General features: G+C 62.9%; 20 protein-coding genes. 4 read left to right on the forward strand and 16 right to left on the reverse strand.

Annotation, left to right across the window (positions count from 1 at the left end; translation table 11 throughout):
• The first annotated feature begins 40 nt into the window (after window positions 1–40).
• Complete coding sequence (locus tag P6U31_RS28405) at window positions 41–925, forward strand: hypothetical protein (RefSeq protein WP_407185048.1); 885 nt, start codon at window positions 41–43, stop codon at window positions 923–925.
• An 8-nt stretch (window positions 926–933) separates the two neighbouring features.
• Here the strand turns inward: P6U31_RS28405 and P6U31_RS28410 are convergent, their stop codons facing one another.
• The 4 genes from P6U31_RS28410 to P6U31_RS28425 form a co-directional block, all read right to left on the reverse strand.
• Window positions 934–1,350 carry a hypothetical protein gene (locus tag P6U31_RS28410; protein ID WP_407185049.1) on the reverse strand — a complete coding sequence of 139 codons (417 nt, stop codon included), beginning with the start codon at window positions 1,348–1,350 and terminating at the stop codon, window positions 934–936.
• A complete protein-coding gene (gene gspD, locus P6U31_RS28415) occupies window positions 1,347–3,641 on the reverse strand; it encodes a type II secretion system secretin GspD (RefSeq protein WP_407185051.1) in 2,295 nt (764 codons plus the stop codon). Before gspD ends, P6U31_RS28410 begins: the two co-directional genes overlap by 4 nt.
• Before the next feature lie 424 nt (window positions 3,642–4,065).
• Window positions 4,066–4,437 carry an H-NS family nucleoid-associated regulatory protein gene (locus P6U31_RS28420; RefSeq protein ID WP_407185052.1) on the reverse strand — a complete coding sequence of 124 codons (372 nt, stop codon included), beginning with the start codon at window positions 4,435–4,437 and terminating at the stop codon, window positions 4,066–4,068.
• 483 nt (window positions 4,438–4,920) lie between these two features.
• Entirely contained in the window at window positions 4,921–5,214 is a 294-nt protein-coding gene (locus P6U31_RS28425) for a hypothetical protein (RefSeq protein WP_407185053.1), read from the reverse strand.
• A gap of 564 nt (window positions 5,215–5,778) precedes the next feature.
• Between P6U31_RS28425 and P6U31_RS28430 the strand changes: the two genes are divergently transcribed.
• On the forward strand, window positions 5,779–5,952 hold the full coding sequence (locus P6U31_RS28430; RefSeq protein WP_407185054.1) for a hypothetical protein: 174 nt from the start codon (window positions 5,779–5,781) through the stop codon (window positions 5,950–5,952).
• An 86-nt stretch (window positions 5,953–6,038) separates the two neighbouring features.
• Here the strand turns inward: P6U31_RS28430 and P6U31_RS28435 are convergent, their stop codons facing one another.
• The 12 genes from P6U31_RS28435 to P6U31_RS28490 form a co-directional block, all read right to left on the reverse strand.
• Window positions 6,039–6,323: a hypothetical protein gene (locus tag P6U31_RS28435; protein ID WP_407185055.1), complete on the reverse strand. Its 285-nt coding sequence runs from the start codon at window positions 6,321–6,323 to the stop codon at window positions 6,039–6,041.
• Between the two features lie 106 nt (window positions 6,324–6,429).
• The gene (locus P6U31_RS28440; RefSeq protein ID WP_407185056.1) at window positions 6,430–6,873 is read right to left on the reverse strand and encodes a hypothetical protein; all 444 of its coding nucleotides are present in this window, start codon (window positions 6,871–6,873) and stop codon (window positions 6,430–6,432) included.
• A gap of 138 nt (window positions 6,874–7,011) precedes the next feature.
• Window positions 7,012–8,736 (reverse strand): chemotaxis protein, encoded by a 1,725-nt coding sequence (locus tag P6U31_RS28445; protein WP_407185057.1) that lies wholly within the window; start codon window positions 8,734–8,736, stop codon window positions 7,012–7,014.
• A 5-nt stretch (window positions 8,737–8,741) separates the two neighbouring features.
• Window positions 8,742–9,833, reverse strand: coding sequence for a chemotaxis response regulator protein-glutamate methylesterase (locus P6U31_RS28450; RefSeq protein WP_407185058.1), 1,092 nt, complete (start codon window positions 9,831–9,833; stop codon window positions 8,742–8,744).
• Between the two features lie 16 nt (window positions 9,834–9,849).
• Entirely contained in the window at window positions 9,850–10,704 is an 855-nt protein-coding gene (locus P6U31_RS28455; RefSeq protein WP_407185059.1) for a CheR family methyltransferase, read from the reverse strand.
• Window positions 10,705–10,847: 143 nt separating this feature from the next.
• Entirely contained in the window at window positions 10,848–12,650 is a 1,803-nt protein-coding gene (locus P6U31_RS28460) for a methyl-accepting chemotaxis protein (protein WP_407185060.1), read from the reverse strand.
• 60 nt (window positions 12,651–12,710) lie between these two features.
• On the reverse strand, window positions 12,711–13,199 hold the full coding sequence (locus P6U31_RS28465; protein ID WP_407185062.1) for a chemotaxis protein CheW: 489 nt from the start codon (window positions 13,197–13,199) through the stop codon (window positions 12,711–12,713).
• Window positions 13,200–13,266: 67 nt separating this feature from the next.
• Window positions 13,267–14,964, reverse strand: coding sequence for a methyl-accepting chemotaxis protein (locus P6U31_RS28470; protein WP_407185063.1), 1,698 nt, complete (start codon window positions 14,962–14,964; stop codon window positions 13,267–13,269).
• 39 nt (window positions 14,965–15,003) lie between these two features.
• On the reverse strand, window positions 15,004–15,465 hold the full coding sequence (locus tag P6U31_RS28475) for a chemotaxis protein CheW (protein WP_407185064.1): 462 nt from the start codon (window positions 15,463–15,465) through the stop codon (window positions 15,004–15,006).
• The gene (locus P6U31_RS28480; protein WP_407185065.1) at window positions 15,465–17,570 is read right to left on the reverse strand and encodes a chemotaxis protein CheA; all 2,106 of its coding nucleotides are present in this window, start codon (window positions 17,568–17,570) and stop codon (window positions 15,465–15,467) included. Before P6U31_RS28480 ends, P6U31_RS28475 begins: the two co-directional genes overlap by 1 nt.
• Window positions 17,567–17,932 carry a response regulator gene (locus tag P6U31_RS28485; protein WP_027562191.1) on the reverse strand — a complete coding sequence of 122 codons (366 nt, stop codon included), beginning with the start codon at window positions 17,930–17,932 and terminating at the stop codon, window positions 17,567–17,569. Before P6U31_RS28485 ends, P6U31_RS28480 begins: the two co-directional genes overlap by 4 nt.
• A complete protein-coding gene (locus tag P6U31_RS28490) occupies window positions 17,932–18,255 on the reverse strand; it encodes a lipid asymmetry maintenance protein MlaB (protein WP_407185066.1) in 324 nt (107 codons plus the stop codon). Before P6U31_RS28490 ends, P6U31_RS28485 begins: the two co-directional genes overlap by 1 nt.
• Before the next feature lie 252 nt (window positions 18,256–18,507).
• On the opposite strand from P6U31_RS28490, the gene P6U31_RS28495 reads away from it, so the two are divergent.
• Both P6U31_RS28495 and P6U31_RS28500 read left to right on the forward strand, forming a co-directional pair.
• On the forward strand, window positions 18,508–19,638 hold the full coding sequence (locus tag P6U31_RS28495; protein ID WP_407185067.1) for an HD domain-containing phosphohydrolase: 1,131 nt from the start codon (window positions 18,508–18,510) through the stop codon (window positions 19,636–19,638).
• A gap of 190 nt (window positions 19,639–19,828) precedes the next feature.
• Complete coding sequence (locus tag P6U31_RS28500) at window positions 19,829–20,497, forward strand: hypothetical protein (protein WP_407185068.1); 669 nt, start codon at window positions 19,829–19,831, stop codon at window positions 20,495–20,497.
• The last annotated feature ends 18 nt before the right edge of the window (window positions 20,498–20,515 follow it).

The following is a 20,515-nucleotide window of genomic DNA, read 5'->3' on the forward strand; positions in this document are numbered from 1 at the left end:
TTGGCCGGACCCGATCTGCGAGCCTGGCAAACCGCTCGAAATGAACGACATTCCCCGCAAAAACCCCCTTGGGTCATTGCTATATAGCCGTCAGCGCGGCTTTGCCCTGGTGACCGTGATCTGGGGCTTGGGATTGATCCTCCTGCTCGGAGGAACGCTCGTCGTCGGCGCGAAATATCGCAGCAAGATCGCCAGCGCGGACACTTCGGTCGCCAGGGCATCAGCGGCGGCCGAGAGTGCAATCAATTTGGCGATTGCGGCAACATTGATGCCGGAGGGGAGGACAAGGTTTCCGTTGCAATGCAGGATGCCGGGCGGCGAACGCGCCTTCGTGACGGTGGAGGAGGAGATCGGCAAGGTCGATCTGAACGCTGCGTCCAGACCCATTCTGGAACGGTTGTTCGCTGCGCTCGCAAGCGACAAGGCCCTCGGTGAGAGAATAGCCGGAGAAATCCTGAGAGCCAGGAGCACCTCGCCGAGCCCCACGCCAAGACCTGGCACAGAGGCGGGTAACCCATCACCGTCCACCACGAACGGCAAGCAGGGTCCCCGGCCCGGATTCACCAGCATCATGGAATTGGATCAGATGGCCGGAATGTCGCTCGGGCTTTTCCGGAAGGCAGTACCGTTCATTACCGTTGCATCGGGCCGCAATGCTCCTGCGGCCGAGGCGGCCTCTCCCGCCCTGATCGAGGTGCTTGGGCTGAGCCCTCCGCCTGCTCAACCTCGCCGGATCTCGGCGTCGGGCAATGTCACCATACGCGCGGATGTGACGCTGAGTGATGGATCCAGACAAGTCCGCGAAGCGCTGATCGACTTCGACGGCGGAGCCGGCCTGCCCTACGCCATACGCGAGTGGCGACTAGGCACTTCGACGCTATCGCCAACGCAGCAGCGACGGCTGCCGCCGTGCGTAAGAATCTGACCTCCAGCCTAGCCCTTCGAATTCAGGACGACCGGCGGGCGAGACGCACGTGCCGATTCCTCGAGGCGCTCGCGCTCCGCGGCGACGGCCGGACCCGGCTCAATGACCGTGCAGCCTTTGGTGCGCTGAATGTCGGTCAATGCATCCAAGCGCTTCCGCTCGTCGAGCAGTTGCTTTGGAGCATCGAGAGGAAATCGTTCCGAATCGTAGCCCGCGAGCGGACCGGCAGCGAGCCAGTATTCGAAACGCGCCGCACGCCTCACCGAGTACCGAAAGGACGCAGCAATTGCGTTGCATGACATCGATTCGTCGACCGGCAGCACCATATACGGAGACGGCGGAGCAAAGCTGTAGTAACCGGTCGCACAGCCGCCGAGGGTGCACACCAAGACGGGGAAGAGGACCAGGCGCAACGCGATGCTCACGGGACCACCAGACGCTGCGCCGTATTGGCGAAAGTGCGCTCCCGGGTCGACGTATGAGGCATATAGACATGCATCTTCCGCCGGTATTCCTCCGTAACGAGCCGGCTTTCGGTCGGATCCCGTACGACCTTCGGTGTGATGAGGATGACAAGCTCGGTCTTCTGGACTGAGTTGCCTCTGTTCGCAAAGAAAGCTCCCAGCCCAGGAATGTCGCCAACGATGGGAATCTGCGTGCTCGTCCTGTTGGACTGATCCTGGATCATGCCGCCGAGCGCAAGGACCTCACCGTCGTTCACGACGACGGTCGTCTTCACGCGCCGTTGCTGGATCGTCGGCGAATCGATGTTGGAAGTGGTCGTCTTCACGACGCTGCTGACTTCCTGCTCGATGTCCAACTGAACTCGACCGCTTTCATTGATCCTGGGGGTGACCGCCAGGATCACGCCGGTATCCTGCATCGTGATCGAATTCACGATTGCCGTGTTGGCGGTGACCGTGCTGGTCGCCGTCTGGGTGGTGATCGGCACCTGGTCGCCGATTTGCAATCGGGCAGTCTTGTTGTCGAGCACCATCAGCGATGGCGTTGAGATCACGTTGACATGGGTAAGAGCGTCGAGCGCGCTAAGGGTGGCCGCGATACTCGCGGTGTTCACAGCGTAGTTGAATCCCGGAAATGCCGCCGCGACTCCGCCCGCAAGGGCGCTGGAGAACGTGGCGGTTGGCTTCCCCTGCTTCGCGAGTTGCCATTGCAATCCGAATTGCAGATTGTCGTTCAACGTTACTTCGGCGATCACCGCTTCGATGAGCACCTGGCTCGCAACGACATCGAGACCCTGAACGACGCGCAATACGCGTTGATAGTCCCGGTCGTTGGCCATGATCAGCAGCGAATTCTTGGCTTCGTCGGCCACGATCTTGAGAACGGGCTCCCCCTTCGAATCCGCCCCGCCGCTGTCTTCGGACGGCTCCGCCGCAAGGCTGTCGGGGTCCATATCCGCCTGGCGAGGATTGGACTGCGTGTCACCCCCTCGTCCAAATGCGCCGGACCCGGCCGAGTCCGCCGCAGTCGCGACCGCGCTCGGCTTTTTCATGTCGCCCAGCAGACTGACCTGCTTCGAACGCGGGGATACGTTCCTGCTCGACGAGCGCACCACCTTCATCTCGCTCGAGAACATGGATTGGAGGACCGCTGCCAGCTCTGCGGCCGTTCGATTCTGCACCTGGTAGATGTGCAGCTGAGGCTCAGTTCCGCTTGCGCGGGAGTCCAGCCGTCGAATCCAAGATTGAGCGCGAGGGAGATAACTTGGATGGGACGTTATGACCAGAATTGCGCCGAGCCGATTGTTCGCGACAAACTTCACGCGCCCCTTCAACGGCCCTTCCTTGTCCGACGAAAAGACCGCCTTGAGTTCGTCCACCATTTTTTCAGGCTGAGAGGCCTTTACCGGAACAACCGCAAACGACATTCCCTTCATCACGTCGACATCGAAGATCGCAATGGAGTCGAGCATGTTGTCGATTTCGGAAGGTGTGCCCTTCAAGGCCAGAATGTTACGTGCGTCGTCGGCCTGAACTATCGCTCCCTTGGGCACCATCGGCTCAAGCACACGAGCGACCTCCGTTGCGGCCACATATTTCAGTTGAACGACTCGGACTCCACTGCCCGGACTTGCTCCATCGCCTCCTCCACGGACGGTGGCCACGATGCCAGTAGCGGCTTGGTCGGTCGGGACGATTCGGTAGACGCCCCGACTCTGCACCAGCGTTGCTCCGGCCGGTGCCAGCGCTGCTTGAAACAATTCCAGCGCTTCCGCCTTCGTGACTGGCTTCGTCGTTTCGACCGAGATCACACCGTCTACGCGCGGATCAAGGACGTAGTTCACGCCGATCAGGTCTCCGAGGACGGTTTTTGCCGCCTGCTGCAAGGGGACGCCCGCGAGATTGAGCACGACGGTACCATTAGCCGCTCCCGCTGCCGGCTTCTCTGGCGAGGCACCGATCATTTGGCCGCTGCCACCCTCTGACGTCGGAACCGCCCGCGATGACCGTGATGGCAACGGGACCGCGCCTGTCGTGGTGGGATCGGTCGCTTGGGCGTAAGATTCGAGCGACACCGGCTGAGACGACAACTTCGGTCGCGAGTCGACGGTGAGACCCACGGCGCCCGGCGAACTGCAACCAGAAACAGCTATGGCCGCCATGACGCAGGCGGCCATACTCACACTGAGGCTGCGGCTGGCCGGCAAAGGAAAAAGCTCCAACATCAAATGGGTGTTAATCTGCGTAAACAAGCGGTAAATCATTAAGGTTAAGCAAACGTAAACCTGCAGTCGCCGCAAATTGCGGGCTGCCTCATCTGCCTTTCGCTGAATCACGCTTGCGAAGCGCCACCGAATGAACGTTCGGAGGCGACCGACCAAACCCACCGAATGCAAGGACTACGGAAACTTCGTAACCCTCGGCGGTGGCGCGCGAGCATCGCAGCTCGCTTCTCCTATTTTACGGCCGATGCTGCAGCCTGGATCGCTGGGCTTTCGCTCGATCGTGCCGCATCACAAGCAGGCAGCCTACGGCCGAGCGCATTTGCCGCTGGAGTCGGTGCTCCGACCCGGTGCTACCGCCGCAGGGCCCGCGAGCAGGACGCGTCACAACTGACCTCGGCCAAACAGGCAGCAAGGTCATGCTTAAGCCACCAAGCACTAACCTGGATCCGGCTTAGGCCCGGCGCCGTCGAGACGTACCTTCGCCCGTCTCTTGATTTGCGATGACAAACTCGTCGATCGAGTGGCCGGTTCTCAATGCGGCAGTCAGCCACCGTGGCTGCTTTCCCCGACCGGACCAGGTTTGAGATGGCTCATTGGGATTACGGTACTTCGGATAGACCCGAGGATACTTGCGCCGCTCCCTTGAAGCACCTTCCGCGGGCTCCCCTAAGGCGGTTTCTTTTTCGCCGCGAAGTTGGGCCAGGCGCTTTTCGAGCTCACGTTTTTCAGAAGTCAGGCGCACTGACAGTATCTGCCCTATCTCCTCGTGGAGCGCCCACATCTCGTCAAGCGGCATCGCCTCAAGGTCGATCTTCTTGTGCATCGCAACCTTATCGCTCATAATCGACCGCGTCTCGCGGTACGATTCGCCCACCCCTTTTTAATCTCTGCCAGCGGTCTTAAATCCAAGTCAAGCGGCAAAAAAGGGTCAGAAAATCGCACAAAAATTGGATAGCGTCGTAACGCATTGAGCTTACGGGACATTTCGCAAAAACGGATTACTCCGAAAATCTGAGCAATATTTTGAGATATTGCCTCCGTCAGGGTGCCTTCGTGCAACCCGCAGTGGGGGGAGAGTCCTCGTCACGCGCCAAACGTTACGGTCCTCTTGCGAGCACGGCTTCGGGCCACCGCTGCATCACTGCCTCCCCGACTGCGTTAAACGCTGGGATGTTCGAGGATCGCCCGAATGGGGTGAGCATTTGGGGGGTGGTGCCGCCGCGAGAGGTGGAACTCAGGCCTTCGCTCCCAGGCTTGATCGTTCCACTCGCCCAAGATTTCCCAAGGCTCGGAACACGCCATCGGTTCAGACAGACGCCTCGCGCTCGAGAATGTTGAAGTGGTCACGCCGCTCAGTACGGCTGGCCACCATCCAACGTTTCCAACTGCTATCGTGCTTGGCGTAGAGCTCCAGCCAGCGCAGGTCCTCGTCAGCCGGTCCGAGATCGTTCTGGTGAGCTGCGTCGCCCCTGGCCCCGAGCCGACCCACCTGCCGGCTGTCCAGGCGCTGGAACTCGAGCGTCTCCTCATGAGTCAGTCCGATCAAGACGTAGCGTCCCATTCCATCGACGACATATCGACGCGGTGCGGTGCTGCTCAAGGGACGCTCCTCTCTTGCCTTCGGTGGTTCGTCCAGTGCGGGGTGTGGCGCCCGATAAAGTGCTACCGCACGAAAGCAATCAGCAGATAATGGACTCGCGCTTCCGATCACGGCGACACCGCGAGCAATCAGTTCAACTAAAATCGGCCCAGCGTAGCTTGCGGAAGGGCACCCGAACAACAATCAGCTCAATTCAACGTAACCATCTATGGTTACCCACCGCTCTTTGCGGTCGGGCCCTGCATCATGGCGGAGCTGGTTGACAAGACCGCTCGCGACGTCGCGGCGGGATCGTTATCATCGGCAAAGCAGATCGCTCGCTGCGGCACTGTGTGAGCGGCGCAGCTCTCACCAAGCCGTACGACTACGGGGTGATCGCATGGAATTGCAAGTAAGGTTGAGCAGTTAGCTTAATCCGCAGTCCTTGTTGCGCAGTTTCCAGGATCCTCTATTCCTCTCGTCACCGGCCTCCCCCAAGGTCGGCCCCACCCAAGCAAAGCCGTCGAGCGACATGGGTCCGCTTGGCGGCTTTGCCGTTCCGTCGGCAAGAGGAACTTTTTGGTTATGGCGCGCAAGCCCTGGTCGTTCAAGGAGGACCGCAAGCTCATGGAGCTGGCAAAGTCTTCTGCTTCGCTGGAAGACGCGGCCAAGCAGCTGGGGCGATCGCCCGACGCAATCAAGCGCATGGCTTTGAGGCTTGGTCTGTCGCTCAAGCCAAAGAGCAGGAAGAAGGGCTAGACAGTCCTGCAGGTGCCTCGAGCGCTCGACATACGCTTGTGGCCGATGCCTGGTCTCTTTGGTGCACTGCTCTTCGAGTGGCAGATCTATGACCCTTGGCGCCTGAGGTTCGCCTGCTCAATCGCTGGATCTCCGGACATTAAGCGATGCGTATTGCGTAACGCTGCGATCGCATCATCGAGATCGAATTCGGTCTTGCGGATCGCCTCGATGAACCGAGCCATCAACGCCGCGTTCAGCTTGACGCGGGTGTTACCATCGCGGCTCTTGCGGCGATCGAGCGACATATTCAATGCCTGAAGCCGGGCTTCGGAGGCGGTGCAATCATAGAGCGCCGCAAGTTCGTCATAAGTCATCCAGATCTGAGGCATGTTCTTCCACTACGGTTGTTCAGCCTCAGCCTAGGTCTCATGTCTAAAGGCTTTGTTGTGCGATGCCCAAGCGGCTCAGTTCCGCTGCGATAGCGTCAACGCAAGACTAAGATGCCGGAGGCCTGGAAGGTGCGGGGAAATGGCGCGGCCGCGAACGGCTGTCGAGGCCCTTGGGCAATTTGTCATTGAGCTTCACGACGGCGCCTCGGGGCTCCGCGGCCGGTACATCCTCCTGGCAGTAGATCAGCGTCACCTCGAACATCACATCGGGGGCTTGCTTGGCCTTGCCGGAGCAGGTCGCCAGCGCACCGCTGCAGACGCCCGCGAGTTCGACCTCGACCTCGTCCAGACCGAACACGGTGGGCGGGCCCTCGGCATACCGCTGCGTGGTCAAGACCGCCGTAAAGTTCTCGTCGTCGGCGAACTGATAGGAGCCGCCATAGGTGAAGAAGCTGTCGCGGCCGGAGATCCGTCCGTCCGCCAGATGCACGACGCCCGTGCCCTGGGCGACCGGCGTCCTGAACCAGGCCGCGTATTTGCCGTCTCTCATGGAACTATCCGCCGTAGAATTCGCTGGTATTTGCAACCAACGCTCGGGCGCGACAATGACCAAAGTGGCAAGCATTCCGCGACGGTTAACGTTCTGCAAAGCCAACCCGTCAAATTGCCGCGGCACGAGGCGACGCCGTCAGAACAATTCGATGCCGTCGTCCGCGGTCTCGATCGGCTCGACCCTGCGCGTGGCGGCGATCGACTTAAGTCCGAGCGTTTGCAGGACCTCGCGATGAACGTCTCGCTCGCGTTCCATGGTGTAGCGCGCGAAGAGATCGTCGAGGATTGCCTGATCCTGCACTTCCGGCTGGAGCCGCTGCACGCCCGCGCTCGCAGTCTCGAGCCGCGCGGCGACCGCAGGTAAGGCCGCCGAGCTTTCTCCGAGCGCGGTCATCTGGCCTTGGGCCGAATTCATCAGCCTCTCGAACTCCGCACCTTCGTTCACGAGCCGGCTCATCAGCTTGCCGAGCCGTTCATTGCCGGCCTCGACCTCGCGGAGCGCCAGAAGGATTTGCGGCTCGAGCTTGGCAAGCTGTGTGGGATCACCCTGCACGCGGAGTTCCTTCAGCTCCTTGGCCGAGCGCTCGATAGCGTCGAGCACGGGTCTCAGGCGGCCGGCACCGGCCGAGACCTGGTCGGCGGTCGCCTTCAGCTCGTTGGCGATCACGACGAAGGCGCTGCCGCGGTTGCCGAGATGACTTGCCTTGAGGCCGGCGTTCATCCCGATCAGCGTGATGTCGACCGTCGCCTCCGCAAGTCCGGCGATCGCCTGGCGGAATTTCGCCAGCGTGTCCTCGACGATCGCGAGCGCCTCGTCGACCGATCGGCCAGCGCCCTCGCAGGTGGCGATCAGGCTCGACGCATGCGCCAGCGTCTGCTTGATGCGCGTCAGGAACGACGAGCCGTCCTCCTCCCCGCCGAACAGCGTACGGCTGTGGCCGGCAACGCTGCCCGCATCGCGCAGGATGGCGGTCAGCGCAACGACGATCTGGCCGACGTCGCTGTCGAACTCGCGCTGGGCATCCTTGAGCTGAGCTGCCTGCAACCGGCAAATCGCACGCGCGCCGTGGTCGCTCGGGACCGGTTCCGGTACGAGGCCCGGCGCGGATTCCGACGCAAGACGGATGCCGTGGGACACGTGTTCGAGACGCTGACGCGTGCTGTCGCCTGCCTGCAGCGAGATGATCGCGCTGCCCACCGCCCCGGCGATCTTCCCGGTGCTGGAGCTGGCACGGTCGGCGAGATGACTGCTCCTGCTGCGCTGATCGCGCAGGCCCGAATAGGCCGCGCCGAGCTCGGCACTCTCCGACGTCAATTGGGCCCGGTAACGGCTCTCGAACTCCTTCTGCCGGCCGGAGGCGGTGGCGACCGCATCGGACAGGCGCTGCTGGTCCCGCGCGCAGCCTTCGATCGAGCGTTGCACCGCCCGGCCGAGATCATAGGCTTCCTGCGTGAAGGCGAGGAAGCCTTCGCGGTCGCCCTCGAGTGAGGCCGCCTCGATCCGCGCGCTGCGCGCGATGATGGTGATCATCTGGATATGCTTGAACAGCGGCTTGAGGAGCGAGGACGCCTCCGCCGTGCTCTTGCCGATGGTCTCCAGCAGGACGGTCTCGGCCGGCAACGCCTGCGCCAGTTCGCTGAGCCGCGCGGCGATCTCTTGCAGCGCCGTCGCAGCTCCCTCGATCTCGGCGCCGGAGAGTTCGCCTGAGAGCGTCGCGAGGCCCTGGTTCAGCTCCTTGAAGATGAGGTGGCCGCGTCCGAGCTCGTGACCGACGCGCGCGAAGACGTCCTCGATGCGTGAGGAGACGTCGTCGATTGCGGCGGTCGCCTCGGCGAGCGTATCGGTCGGGACGAAGGACATGGCCATCAACCCGCCGTCGCCGAATGCCCGGCCTGATACCAGAGCATGATCTCTCGCGGGATGTGGTGCAGCGAAACGACCTTCTCGACACCGCCATGGGCGACGGCTTCCTTGGGCATGCCGAACACCACGCAGCTCTCTTCATCCTGCGCCCGCGTCGCGGCGCCGAGCTTGCGCATCTCAAGCATCCCGCGCGCGCCGTCGTCGCCCATGCCTGTCATGATGACGCCGAGCGCGTTGGCGCCGGCATGCTGGGCCGCCGAACGGAACAACACATCCACGGACGGTCGATGCCGGGACACTGGCGGACCGTCCTTGATCGCGATCTGGTAGCGCAGACCGATGCGCTGCAGCAGCATGTGCCGGGCGCCGGGCGCGATATAGGCGCAGCCCGGCAGCACCGGCTCGCCGTCCTCGCCCTCCTTGACCCTGATCTGGCAGACGCCGTCGAGACGTCTGGCAAAGGCCGCAGTGAAGCCGGCCGGCATGTGCTGGACGATGAGAATCGGCGGAGAATGGGCCGGCAGCATCTCGAGCACGTCGTTGAGCGCCTCGGTGCCGCCTGTGGACGCACCGATGCAAACGATGCGTTCCGTGGTCGGCCGGACCTTGCCCTGCACCGGCGGGGGGATGATGGCATCGGCGGTCAGCTTCTTCTCGATGGCGCGACGTTCCGCGCGTGGGCGCACCCGCGCCCGCGCAGCCGACTTCACCGCCTCACGCAGCCGGGTCGAGCATTCGAGCAGCGCCTGGCGCGTGTCGATCTTCGGCTTCGGCACGATATCGACCGCACCGGCCTCGAACGCCTCGAACATCACGCTCGAGCCCTCTTCGGTCAGCGACGAGCAGATGATCACCGGAATCGGATGCTGCGCCATGATCTTGCGCAGGAAGGTCATGCCGTCCATGCGCGGCATTTCGAGATCGAGAATGATGACATTGGGTAGCTCCTTCTCGAGCCGACGGGCCGCGACGAAGGGATCAGAGGCAGTCGCCATCACCTCAATATCAGGATCTTCAGAAAGGATCGTCTGAAGGATTTGGCGCACCGACGCCGAATCGTCCACGATCAGCACGCGAACTTTCCCCCTCGGCATCGTGGTTGCGCTCCGGCTAGACCTGGAAGATGGTTGGCTGAACCTGCTTCAGCCCGGGCACGGCACTGTGAATCATCGATTCCGAATGCCCGACCAGCAGATAGCCGCCCGGACGCAAATGCCCGCACAATTGCTCGACCACCTTGCGCTGGGTCTCGCGCTCGAAATAGATCAGGACGTTGCGGCAGAAGATGATGTCGACGTCACGATCGACGGGATAGGACTTGTCCATGAGGTTCATCCTCATGAAGTGTGTCATGCGCCGTAACTCGGGTACGATTCGCACTTCACCGCGCGACTTGTCCCGAGACGACGAAAAATATCGCTTCACGAATGGCTCCGGCACCGGAGCGAGCACGTCGCGGGTATAGATCGCCGTCCTGGCGAGGCGCAGCACCGCCGTCGAGATATCGGTGCCGAGGATGCGATACTGGAAGCGCGAGCCGCTTCGCGCCATGTCGTCCAGCACCATCGCGGTCGTGTAGGCCTCCATGCCGGTGGAGCTCGCCGAGCTCCAGATCTTCAGGTTCGCGTTCTCGCGTCGATGCGATTTGAGGAGCGCGGGGACCGCGACGTCCCTCATGAAGGTGAAGTGCTGCGGCTCGCGGAAAAAATCGGTCTTGTTGGTCGTCACCACATCGATGAGATGAGTGAGCTCGGTCTCGAAATGATCCGCTTCGAACAGGTTCTCGACATATTCATTGAGGCCTGAGAAGTTCAGCGCGCGCACACGCTTGTGCAGCCGCCCCTCCAGCATCAGCCGCTTGCCCTGGGGTAGCTTGATGCCGACCTGGGTTTCGATCAATTCAGCGATGGTCCGGAAGTGGCGGTCGGACAGATGCACGGCCGTGTCCTGTATGGCAGGCATCATGGATGACGGCCCTCGTCCGGGATGGCCGCCTGCACTGAATGTCGGGCCATCCTGGCCATGTTCAATCTCACACCGTTCACGTAATCGCTGAAAGCGAACCGGTCCGCACCGAACGAACCGGTTCGCAGGAGCCCTTGGGGGGTCTAGCGCTGGAAGTCGGCGTCCCGATCATCCTCGCCATCATTCATGTCGAAAGCAAAGCCGCCGCCGCCGGCAACCTTTGCAGCGCGCATCGGCTTGGCCTGCGTCTTCTTGGCCGAGCGCTCGGCCGCCGCCATGGACGCCGCCTTGGCTCGCAGCTGGTTGACCGCCCGGTCGATCGGAGCGGCCGCCTGGCTCTTGGCGCCCTGCTCGATGCGGAAATAAGCGATCGTGGACTGCAGCTGTTCGGCCTGCGAGGCAAGCTCCTCCGAGGTCGAGGACACCTGCTCGGATGCGCTGGCGTTCTGCTGGCCGACTTTGTCAAGCTGCTGGATCGCCTGGTTGATCTGGGCCGAGCCGACGTCCTGCTCGCGGCAGGCCGCCGTGATCTCCTCGACCAGCTCGGCCGTCTTCTTGATATCGGGAACCAGCTTGGCGAGCATCGCGCCGGCCTCCTGGGCCACCTTGACCGTGTCGGCCGAGAGCGTGCCGATCTCGGCGGCGGCCGCCTGGCTGCGTTCGGCGAGCTTGCGCACTTCGGAGGCGACCACCGCAAAACCCTTGCCGTGCTCGCCGGCGCGCGCAGCCTCGACCGCGGCGTTCAGCGCGAGCAGATCGGTCTGGCGAGCGATCTCCTGCACGATCGTGATCTTTTCGGCGATGGTCTGCATCGCGTTGACGGCGCGGCCGACGGCTGCGCCAGAAGCTTCCGCATCCTTGGCGGACTGCGACGCGATCTTCTCGGTCTGGCTGGCGTTGTCCGCGTTCTGTTTCACGTTGGAAGCCATCTCCTCCATCGAGGAGGAGGCTTCTTCGGCGGACGAAGCCTGCTCGGTCGCGCCCTGCGACAGCTGCTCGGCGCTGGCGGAGAGCTCCTGGCTACCGGCGGAGACGTTCTGCGCTGCGGTCAAGGCTTCCGACACGATCTGGCGAAGCTTCTCGACCATGCGTTCCAGCGCGAGGCCCAGCGTATCCTTGTCCGACAACGGCTTGGCCTCGACCGTGAGATTGCCTTGTGCGATCTCGTTGGCGACGGCAGCCGTCGCGTTGAGGTTGGCTGTCATCGCGTTCAGAGATTTGACCAGGTCGCCGATCTCGTCGTTGCTGGACGCATCGATCTTGTGGCTGAGATCGCCGATCGCCACGGCATCCGCCAAGTCGACGGCCTTTGCCAGGGACCGGCTGATATTGATCGAGATCCAGACCGCGCCGATCGCGGCAACGACCAGCGAGACAACGACCAGGACGATGAGGATCAGCTGAGCGCGTCGGCTGTCTTCCTGGGACTGCGCGGCCTGCTCGGCCATCTGCCTCTTCGTATTCGTGACATAGGCACCCATTGCCTCCGTGGCATCTGCGACCATCTTGCGCCCGTCACCCATGGAGCGTTCCGTGGCCTTCGCCTTGTCCGTCTTTGCCAGCCTGATCGTCTCTTCCTGATAAGCGTTCATCCTGGCGTAAGCACTCGCGAAATTGTCGAGCAGCTTCTTGCCGCCCTCGCTGGCGAGTGCGTAGACTTCGTCCCTGATCTTGGTTGCCTCCTCGCGGAGTTTGACGGCCTGCGTGGCGAATTCATCGGCTTCGCTTGGCGTTCCGAGAATTGCGTTCTTTTCCGCCCTGAGTTGCTGCCAGATGATCTTTTCGACCTCCGCGGCCTTCTCCATCCGTTTGGCACGAAGCACCATCGACTCCGCGGTTGTCGCCATGTCGGACAGCTTCGTGTAGCTTACGACGCCTGCGATGATGAAGAGAAGAATGACGACGCCGAAGGCGCTGGCGAGCTTGGCTTTGACGGTGAATCTCATGTCAGTCTCGTTGGTTGGAAGTGGGGTGCTTATGCGGGACCACGCTTCACTCTTGCAAACTCAGGCGGCGCGAGGCGCGTCCGCGCCGGCATCGTGCCCTTCCGGAATCTTGTCATTCGCCATCAGCTTGCCGAGGTCGAAAATGACGACGAACTTGTCGCCCTTGCGGCCGATGCCGGAGGCATAATCGGATTGCCATTTGCCGCCGACCTCGGGGATGGGCTCGATCGCCTGCTCGTCGATGTCGGTGACCTCGAACACACAGTCGGCGACGAAGCCGACGCCGACCAGGCGGTCCTTCATCGGCACGTCAAGGATGATGATGCGGGTGGCTTCGGTCGCCGCCACGCTCGGCAGGCCGAGCTTGGTCCGGAGGTCCACGATGGGATAGCCGCTGCCGCGCACGTCGATCATGCCGAGCAGGAAGTTCGGGGCGTGCGGAAGCCGGGAGATCGGCCGCATGTCGAGGATCTCACGGACATTGCGGATGCTGATGCCGAACGTCTCGCCGGCGAGCCCGAGCGTCAGATATTGCGAGGTTGCGGCCATGGTGCAGTCCAAGGGATCCGGAGGTTGGCGAATGAATGCGGTCCGGCACAAGAGCCGGACCGTCTGATCAGCGTTGGAACTCGGCGTCGCGGTCGTCTTCGCCGTCATGCATGTCGAAGGCGAAACCACCGCCGCCGGCGACTTTCACCGCACGTGCCGGCTTGCGGGCCGGCGCCGGCTTCTTCGTGCCGCGATCGACGGCCGCCATGTGCGCAGCCTTGGCGCGGAGCTGACCGACGGCACGGTCGATCGGCTCGGGCGACGTCTTCCCTCTGCGCGTGTCTTCCTCGATGCGGAAAAATGCGATGGTGGACTGGAGCTGCTCGGCCTGTGAGGCGAGCTCCTCCGAGGTCGAGGACACCTGCTCGGATGCGCTGGCGTTCTGCTGGCCCACCTTGTCGAGCTGCTGGATCGCCTGGTTGATTTGGGCCGAGCCCACGTCCTGCTCGCGGCAGGCCGCGGTGATCTCCTGCACCAGCTCGGCGGTCTTCTTGATGTCGGGCACGAGCTTCGACAACATGTCTCCCGCTTCCTGCGCCACCTTCACGGTCTCGGTCGACAGCGTGCCGATGTCGGCCGCGGCGGCCTGGCTGCGCTCGGCGAGCTTGCGCACCTCGGAGGCGACCACCGCAAAACCCTTGCCATGCTCGCCGGCGCGGGCCGCTTCCACCGCCGCGTTGAGCGCGAGCAGGTCGGTCTGGCGCGCGATCTCCTGCACGATCGTGATCTTCTCGGCGATGGTCTGCATCGCTTCGACGGCACGACCGACTGCGACGCCGCTGGCCTCGGCGTCCTTGGCCGATTGCGCCGCAATCTTCTCGGTCTGGTTGGCGTTGTCGGCGTTCTGTTTCACGTTGGAGGCCATCTCTTCCATCGACGAGGAAGCTTCCTCCGCCGACGAGGCCTGCTCGGTCGCGCCCTGCGACAGCTGCTCGGCGCTGGCGGACAGTTCCTGGCTCCCGGCAGAGACATTCTGCGCCGCCGTGATCGCTTCGGCGACGATCTGCCGGAGCTTTTCGACCATCGCATTCAACGACCTCACGACATCTCCGATCTCGTCGTTGCTCGCCGAGGGAATGGTCCGGCTGAGATCGCCCTCCGCGACCGCGCCCGCAAGACCGACGGCCCTTCCGAGCGAACGGCTGATCGAGAGCGAAATCCAGAGTGCAGCCCCGATCGCAACCGCCAGCGAGACGCCGATCAGCGTCAACAGCAAGAATTGGGCCTGGTGTCCCTCTGCCTTTGATTGGACCGCCTGCTCAGCCATCTGCTTCTTTGTGTTGACGACATAGGCGCCCATGGCTTCCATCGCATCCGCGACGACCTTGCGGCCGTCACCCATCGAGCGCTCGGTAGCCTTCGGTTTGTCCGTCTTCGCCAGCCTGATCGTCTCTTCCTGATAAGAATTCATCTTGGAATACGAGGTCGCGAAGCTGTCGAGCAACTTCCTGCCCGCCTCGCTCGCCAAGGCGTAGACTTCTTCTCTGGTCTTCGTCGCTTCATCGCGAAGCTTGGCCGCTTCGGCGGCAAACTGCTCGGCCTGGGCCTCGGTACCGAGGATGGAGTTCTTCTCAGCGCGGAGCTGCTGCAGAATGTTCTTTTCGATCTGCGTTGCCTTTTCCATCCGCGTTGCACGCAGGACCATGCTGTCAGCGGTCGCCATCATGTCGCTGAGCTTCATGTAGGCGACACCGCCCGCCACCGCGGACAGGACGATGACCAAGCCGAACGCGCTGGCAAGCTTTGCCTTGACGGTGAATCTCATTTCCAGCCCCTAACCCCCGGTCTCGCCCGAGACCTCGTTTCAATTCAGGATGCGTTCCATGTTCGGAACGATGACGAACTCTTCACGCCACTTCGCAATGAAGCGGATGAATTCCGGCTTCCAGTGCATGCCGACACGGGGCGTCTGCTGCACGTCGGTCTGCGATATCTCCGTGACCTCGTAGACCTTGTCGGCGGTGACGCCGACCAGAACGGGCTCGCCGTCGATATCGAGCTCGATGACGACGATGCGCGTATCCGCCGAGTCGTCGAGCTGGGGCATGCCGAAGCGTATCCGCAGGTCGGCGAGCGGAATGACGTTACCGCGCACGTTGATCACGCTGGGAACAAAGGCGCGCGCGCCGGCCACCTTGGTGACTGGGACGGGATCGATGATCTCGCGCACGAGACCGGCGTCGAGTGCGAATTTCTCCTCGCCGAGGCCGATCATCACGACCTGCATTGCGCCGGACCGATGCTGGCCAGCCAAATCCTGATTCATCACGCCGCCTCGTTGATGTGCTGCTTTTCGACCTTCGACTGAGCCAATGCGACGAGCTGCGCGACGTCGAGGATCAGCGCCGCCGTGCCGTCACCGAGGATCGTTGCGCCGGAGAAGATCGTGACGTCGGAGTGCAGCTTCGAGAGCGACTTGATCACAGTCTGGTGGTTGCCAATGATCTGGTCGGCGACGAGACCGACGTGGGTCTCGCCCGTCGAGATGATGATCGTCTTCTGGTGCCGGTCGGGCGTTCCGGATGCGACCATGAGCTCGCGCAATCGGAGGAAGGGCACGAGATTGCCGCGCACATTGAGGAAATTGCGACCGCGGGAGCGTTCGTCGTCGGCCGTCAGCTCGATGCATTCCTCGACGGCGGACAGCGGAATGATGTAGCGGCCCTCGCCGACGCGGATCAGCAGCCCTTCGATGATCGCGAGCGTGAGCGGCAGGCGCAGCGTCACGGTGGTGCCGTGGCCCGACCTGGTCGAGAGGTCGATCGAACCGCGCATGTTCTCGATGGTGCGCTTGACCACGTCCATGCCGACGCCCCGGCCGGACAATGCCGAGATGGTCTGCGCGGTCGAGAAGCCGGGGTGGAACAGGAATTGGTGGATCTCGTGATCGGTGAGCACGGCGCCGGCCGCGATCAGCCCCTGCTCTTCCGCTTTCGCCCGGATGCGCGCGGTGTTGAGACCGCCGCCATTGTCCTTTACGGTGACAAGCACCTGGGCGCCGGAGTGAACGGCGGCGAGTTCGATGCGGCCCTGCTCGGTCTTGCCGTTCGCGGCGCGCGTGGCTGTATCCTCGATGCCGTGGTCGATAGCGTTGCGGATCAGGTGCACCAGGGGATCGGCCAGGCACTCGATCATGGTCTTGTCGAGCTCGGTGTCCTCGCCCGTGGTGACGAATTCGACCGGCTTCGACAGATCACGCGACAGATCGTGCACGAGGCGGCGGAAGCGGCCGAACAGAGAGCCGATCGGCACCATGCGCGCACCCATGGTGGTGTCGCGCAAGGACGAGGCGAGACGCTCGATTTCCTCGGCGATCACCTTGATCGAGAGGTCCGAGCCGGACGAAGCGAGCTGGGTCAGGCGCGCCTGCGCGATGACGAGCTCGCCGACACGGTCCATCAACTCGTCGAGGCGCTCGGCCTGGACACGAACGGTGGCGATGCCGCGCTCTTGCTTGGCCTCCTCGCGACGCGCGGGTGCCGCCTCGCGCTTGATCTCGGCTTTCGATTCGGTTGCAGCTTCGGCCCTGGGCTCGGCTTTTGCGGCCGACTGCTCGGCAACGGGCGGGGGAGCGGCCTCGACCGCCAGTGCAGCCGTCTCGGCAACGACCGGCTCCTCGTCGAGCAGTTGGAGCACCGGCGCCGGTGCAGGTGCCTCGACCTGCTCGAGCGGCAAGAGCGTCAACTTCATCTCGTCCTGGACGAACATGAAGACGTCGTCGATCGCGTCCTTGTCGCAGGCCGCGTGCAGCTTGACGTCCCATTTCAAGTAGCAGTCTTCCGGCTCCATCTCGTCGAGGAACGGGACGCCGTCGGTGACAGGCACCACGAAGCAAGGACCAAGCTTGCAGAGATCCTCCAGCAAATCGAGCGGGTTCGAGCCGTTGCGCAGGATATGGGATTCGAATTCCAGGTACAGGTGCCAGCCGGCCTGCTTGGTCTCGGCCGGGGCCAGCGGCGGCGCCGGGGTGATCTCGAGAACCGGTACAACGGGCTGATCGGATGAGACGAAACGCTTGAGGTCGTCGAGGATGGCCTCGCCGATGATGTCGTCGGTCGACTGGGGATCTTCGATCAGCGCGCGGATGTAGTCCTTGGCGGCGAGCGCGACCGAGATCAGCTCCTGGGTCGGCTTGATCTCACCCTTGCGGACGCGGTCGAACGCGGTCTCGAATTCGTGAGTGAAGGAGGCGACCTTGTCGAAGCCGAACATGGCGCCCGAACCCTTGATGGTATGGAGGGCTCGGAAGGCAGAATCGACCAGCTCGCGGTCGTCGGGACGCTGTCCGAGATCCAGCAGGGCTCCTTCGAGAACTTCGAAGAGCTCGCTGGCTTCCTGACGAAAGATCTCGGTCGGATCCATCGCACTCATGCGCGCACCAGCTTTCCGACCACGGCGAGCAGCTGCTCAGGCTTGAAGGGCTTGGTGATCCAGCCGGTCGCGCCCGCACTCTTGGCTTCCTGCTTCACCGCATCGTTGGATTCGGTAGTCAGGAACACGATCGGCATGCCCACCGCGCTGGGCAGCTTGCGCAGGGCCCTAATCAGCTCGAGCCCGTTCATGACGGGCATGTTGAGGTCGGTGATGACGAGGTCGAGCTTGCCGGCTTGCGCCTTGGCGAGCCCTTGCGCGCCGTCGCCGGCCTCGATCACGTTGTGACCGGCCGGCTCGAGCACGACCTTGATCATCTGCCGGATGCTGGGGGAATCGTCGACGGTGAGAATCGTGGCCATCAGGTGCCATCTTTCTTTTGCGGGAAATGCTGATCGAGCACCGAATCGCTGGCGAAGCCGGCGCGACGAAGTGTGTTGCGCAGAGACTGGGAGAATGATGTGAGCACCACCGGGCGGCCTTGGGCTTCGCCGGTCTTGGCGGTCGACAGCAGAAGCTGAATCGAGGTCACATCAGCCTTGTCGACGCTCGAACAGTCGATCTCGAGCCTCTCCTGGCGCCCGAACGCCTCGCGAATGAGCTCATAGACGCTGCGAATGGCCGCGATGCTGCAATCGGCGGGCAACCGCAACGACCATTTCGGCTCCATGGGATTGAGCTCCATCGCTGCACCCGCCTTTGTAAAAATTCCGATACTCGTTTGACGCGAATCGGGTGAGCAAACCCCTAACGCGGGCATCCGTACAACTACGGGTCACATTTCGCCGGAATTCGCGCAGGTGCGTGCAGATGTGCGCAGACTGGAATTTCGAGCGCGCGAGGCGGCGGCTCACGCGGCGCATTTGCTTCGCGTTAAATTCGCTCGGGCTATGCGTGAAGTCCGTGCCTTTGCCAGCGAAGAGAGCCCCGGCCGCCGATGCTGACCCAAGCGCTGCTGGTTGATGACAGCAGATCCGTCCTCAACTTCCTGAAACGCCACATCGAGGCTGAAGGCCTGGTCGAAGCCACCGCCTTCCTCGATCCCGTGGAAGCGCTGACCTGCGCCCGCGAGCGCGTCTTCGATCTCGTGCTGGTCGACTACGAGATGCCGCATATGGACGGCATCAGCTTCATCCGCGTCTTCCGCACCCTGCCCGGCTGTGCCGACATCCCGATTGCGATGATCACTTCGCGACAGACCGACGACGTCAAAATGGAAGCGCTGCAGGCCGGTGCAACCGATTTCCTGCCCAAGGCGCCGCAAAGCGTCGAGATGACGGTGCGTCTGCGGAATTTGATTCAGCTGGGTGCAGCCGTGCGCAAGCTCAGCGATCGTGCCGCACATCTGGCCAGTGAAGTTGCGGCAGCAACGCGAAAGCTCGGTGAGCGCGAGGAGGAGATCATCCTGCGGCTCGCGCTCGCGGTCGAATATCGCGACAACGACACCGGCGAGCACACGCTGCGGGTCGCCCGCTACAGCCGCATCATCGCCGAGCAGCTCGGCCTGCCGCCCCGGCTCTGCCGCGACATCTATCTGGCCGCGCCGCTGCACGATGTCGGCAAGGTCGCCATCCCCGACAATATCCTGCTCAAGCCCGGCAAGCTGACCGATGAGGAAATGGCAGTGATCCGGACCCATGCGACGATCGGCGAGCGGATCCTGGCGGATTCCGGCTGCGAGCTGATCCAGCTCGGCGCGCAAATTGCCGCAGGTCATCACGAGCGCTGGGACGGCGCGGGCTATCCCAACGGCCTCAGGGCCGACGAGATTCCGGTCGCGGCGCGCGTGGTCGCGGTCGCCGATGTGTTCGATGCCCTGACGACGCGGCGGCCCTACAAGGAGCCGATGCCGCTCGAGCTGGCGCGCAACTACCTGGCCGAGAACAAGGGCCGGCAGTTCGACCCCGCTTGCGTCGAGGCCTTCTTGTCGCGCTGGGACGAGGTCACCGAGATTGCCGCCGGTCAGCGAGCGACGCCTTTTCAGAAGACCGAGGCCCCTCTCGTTCCCGCCATGGAGAGCGCAGCGGAGAAGCGTCCGGTCGAGGATCGCCCAGTCCCCGCCGCCTGACTCATCAATCCCGCCAACGCCTTGCCATGATTTGATTTTTCTCTGGTCGCCGGTTTGAACCTGTTCCTGCTAAAGTGGCACCAATATCGAAGAGTGATTCTGGTCACACTTGCCCGGGTGCCCCCGCTGCTAAGCATCGGACCGGGATTGGGGACCGACACAGCATCGGTCGAACTGAGTGAGATGATTCATGAGAAGCCTGATCGGCGCCGCTGTCGGCGCGTTTTGTGTTACGGCCCCCGCCTTGGCTGAGACGCCCGCCGCCATCGTCGAGGATGTCCAAGGCAAGGTCGACGGCGTCGAGTTCATGGACTACGTCGCGCCGGGCAAGATCATCAAGCTCGGACCCAAGGCCAGCATCACGCTCAGCTATCTCAAATCCTGCCTGCGCGAGACGATCAGCGAAGGCGTCGTGCTGGTCGGCGCCGAGCAAAGCACCGTGCAGCTCGGTGACGTGCAGCGCGCCAAGGTGCCCTGTGACACCAAGGCGGCACAGCTCTCCGAGCGCGAAGCGAACCAGAGCGCCGCCACCACGTTCCGGACGATGCGATCCGATACCAAGGGCGCACCATCCAAGTTGCCGACGATTTATGGCGTCGCGCCCTTGATCCAGGCCAAGGCCGGCAGCACGCTGATGATCGAGCGCACCGACGGCAAGGAGCCCACGATCAGCGTCGCGCTCAAGAGCGACGTCATGACCCGAGGCAAGTTCTACGATTTCGCCAAGGCCGGGAAGTCGCTGACCCCGGGCGGGAGCTATCTCGCAAGCCTCGGCAGCAAGCGTTACACCTTCCAGGTCGACGCTAGCGCCACCTCGTCGCCGACCCCGATCATCAGCCGCCTGCTACAGCTCGAATAAGCGGACCTGGCGACGCGG

The sequence above is a fragment of the Bradyrhizobium centrosematis genome, from assembly GCF_045571495.1.
GTDB classification, from domain to species: Bacteria; Pseudomonadota; Alphaproteobacteria; order Rhizobiales; family Xanthobacteraceae; genus Bradyrhizobium; species Bradyrhizobium centrosematis.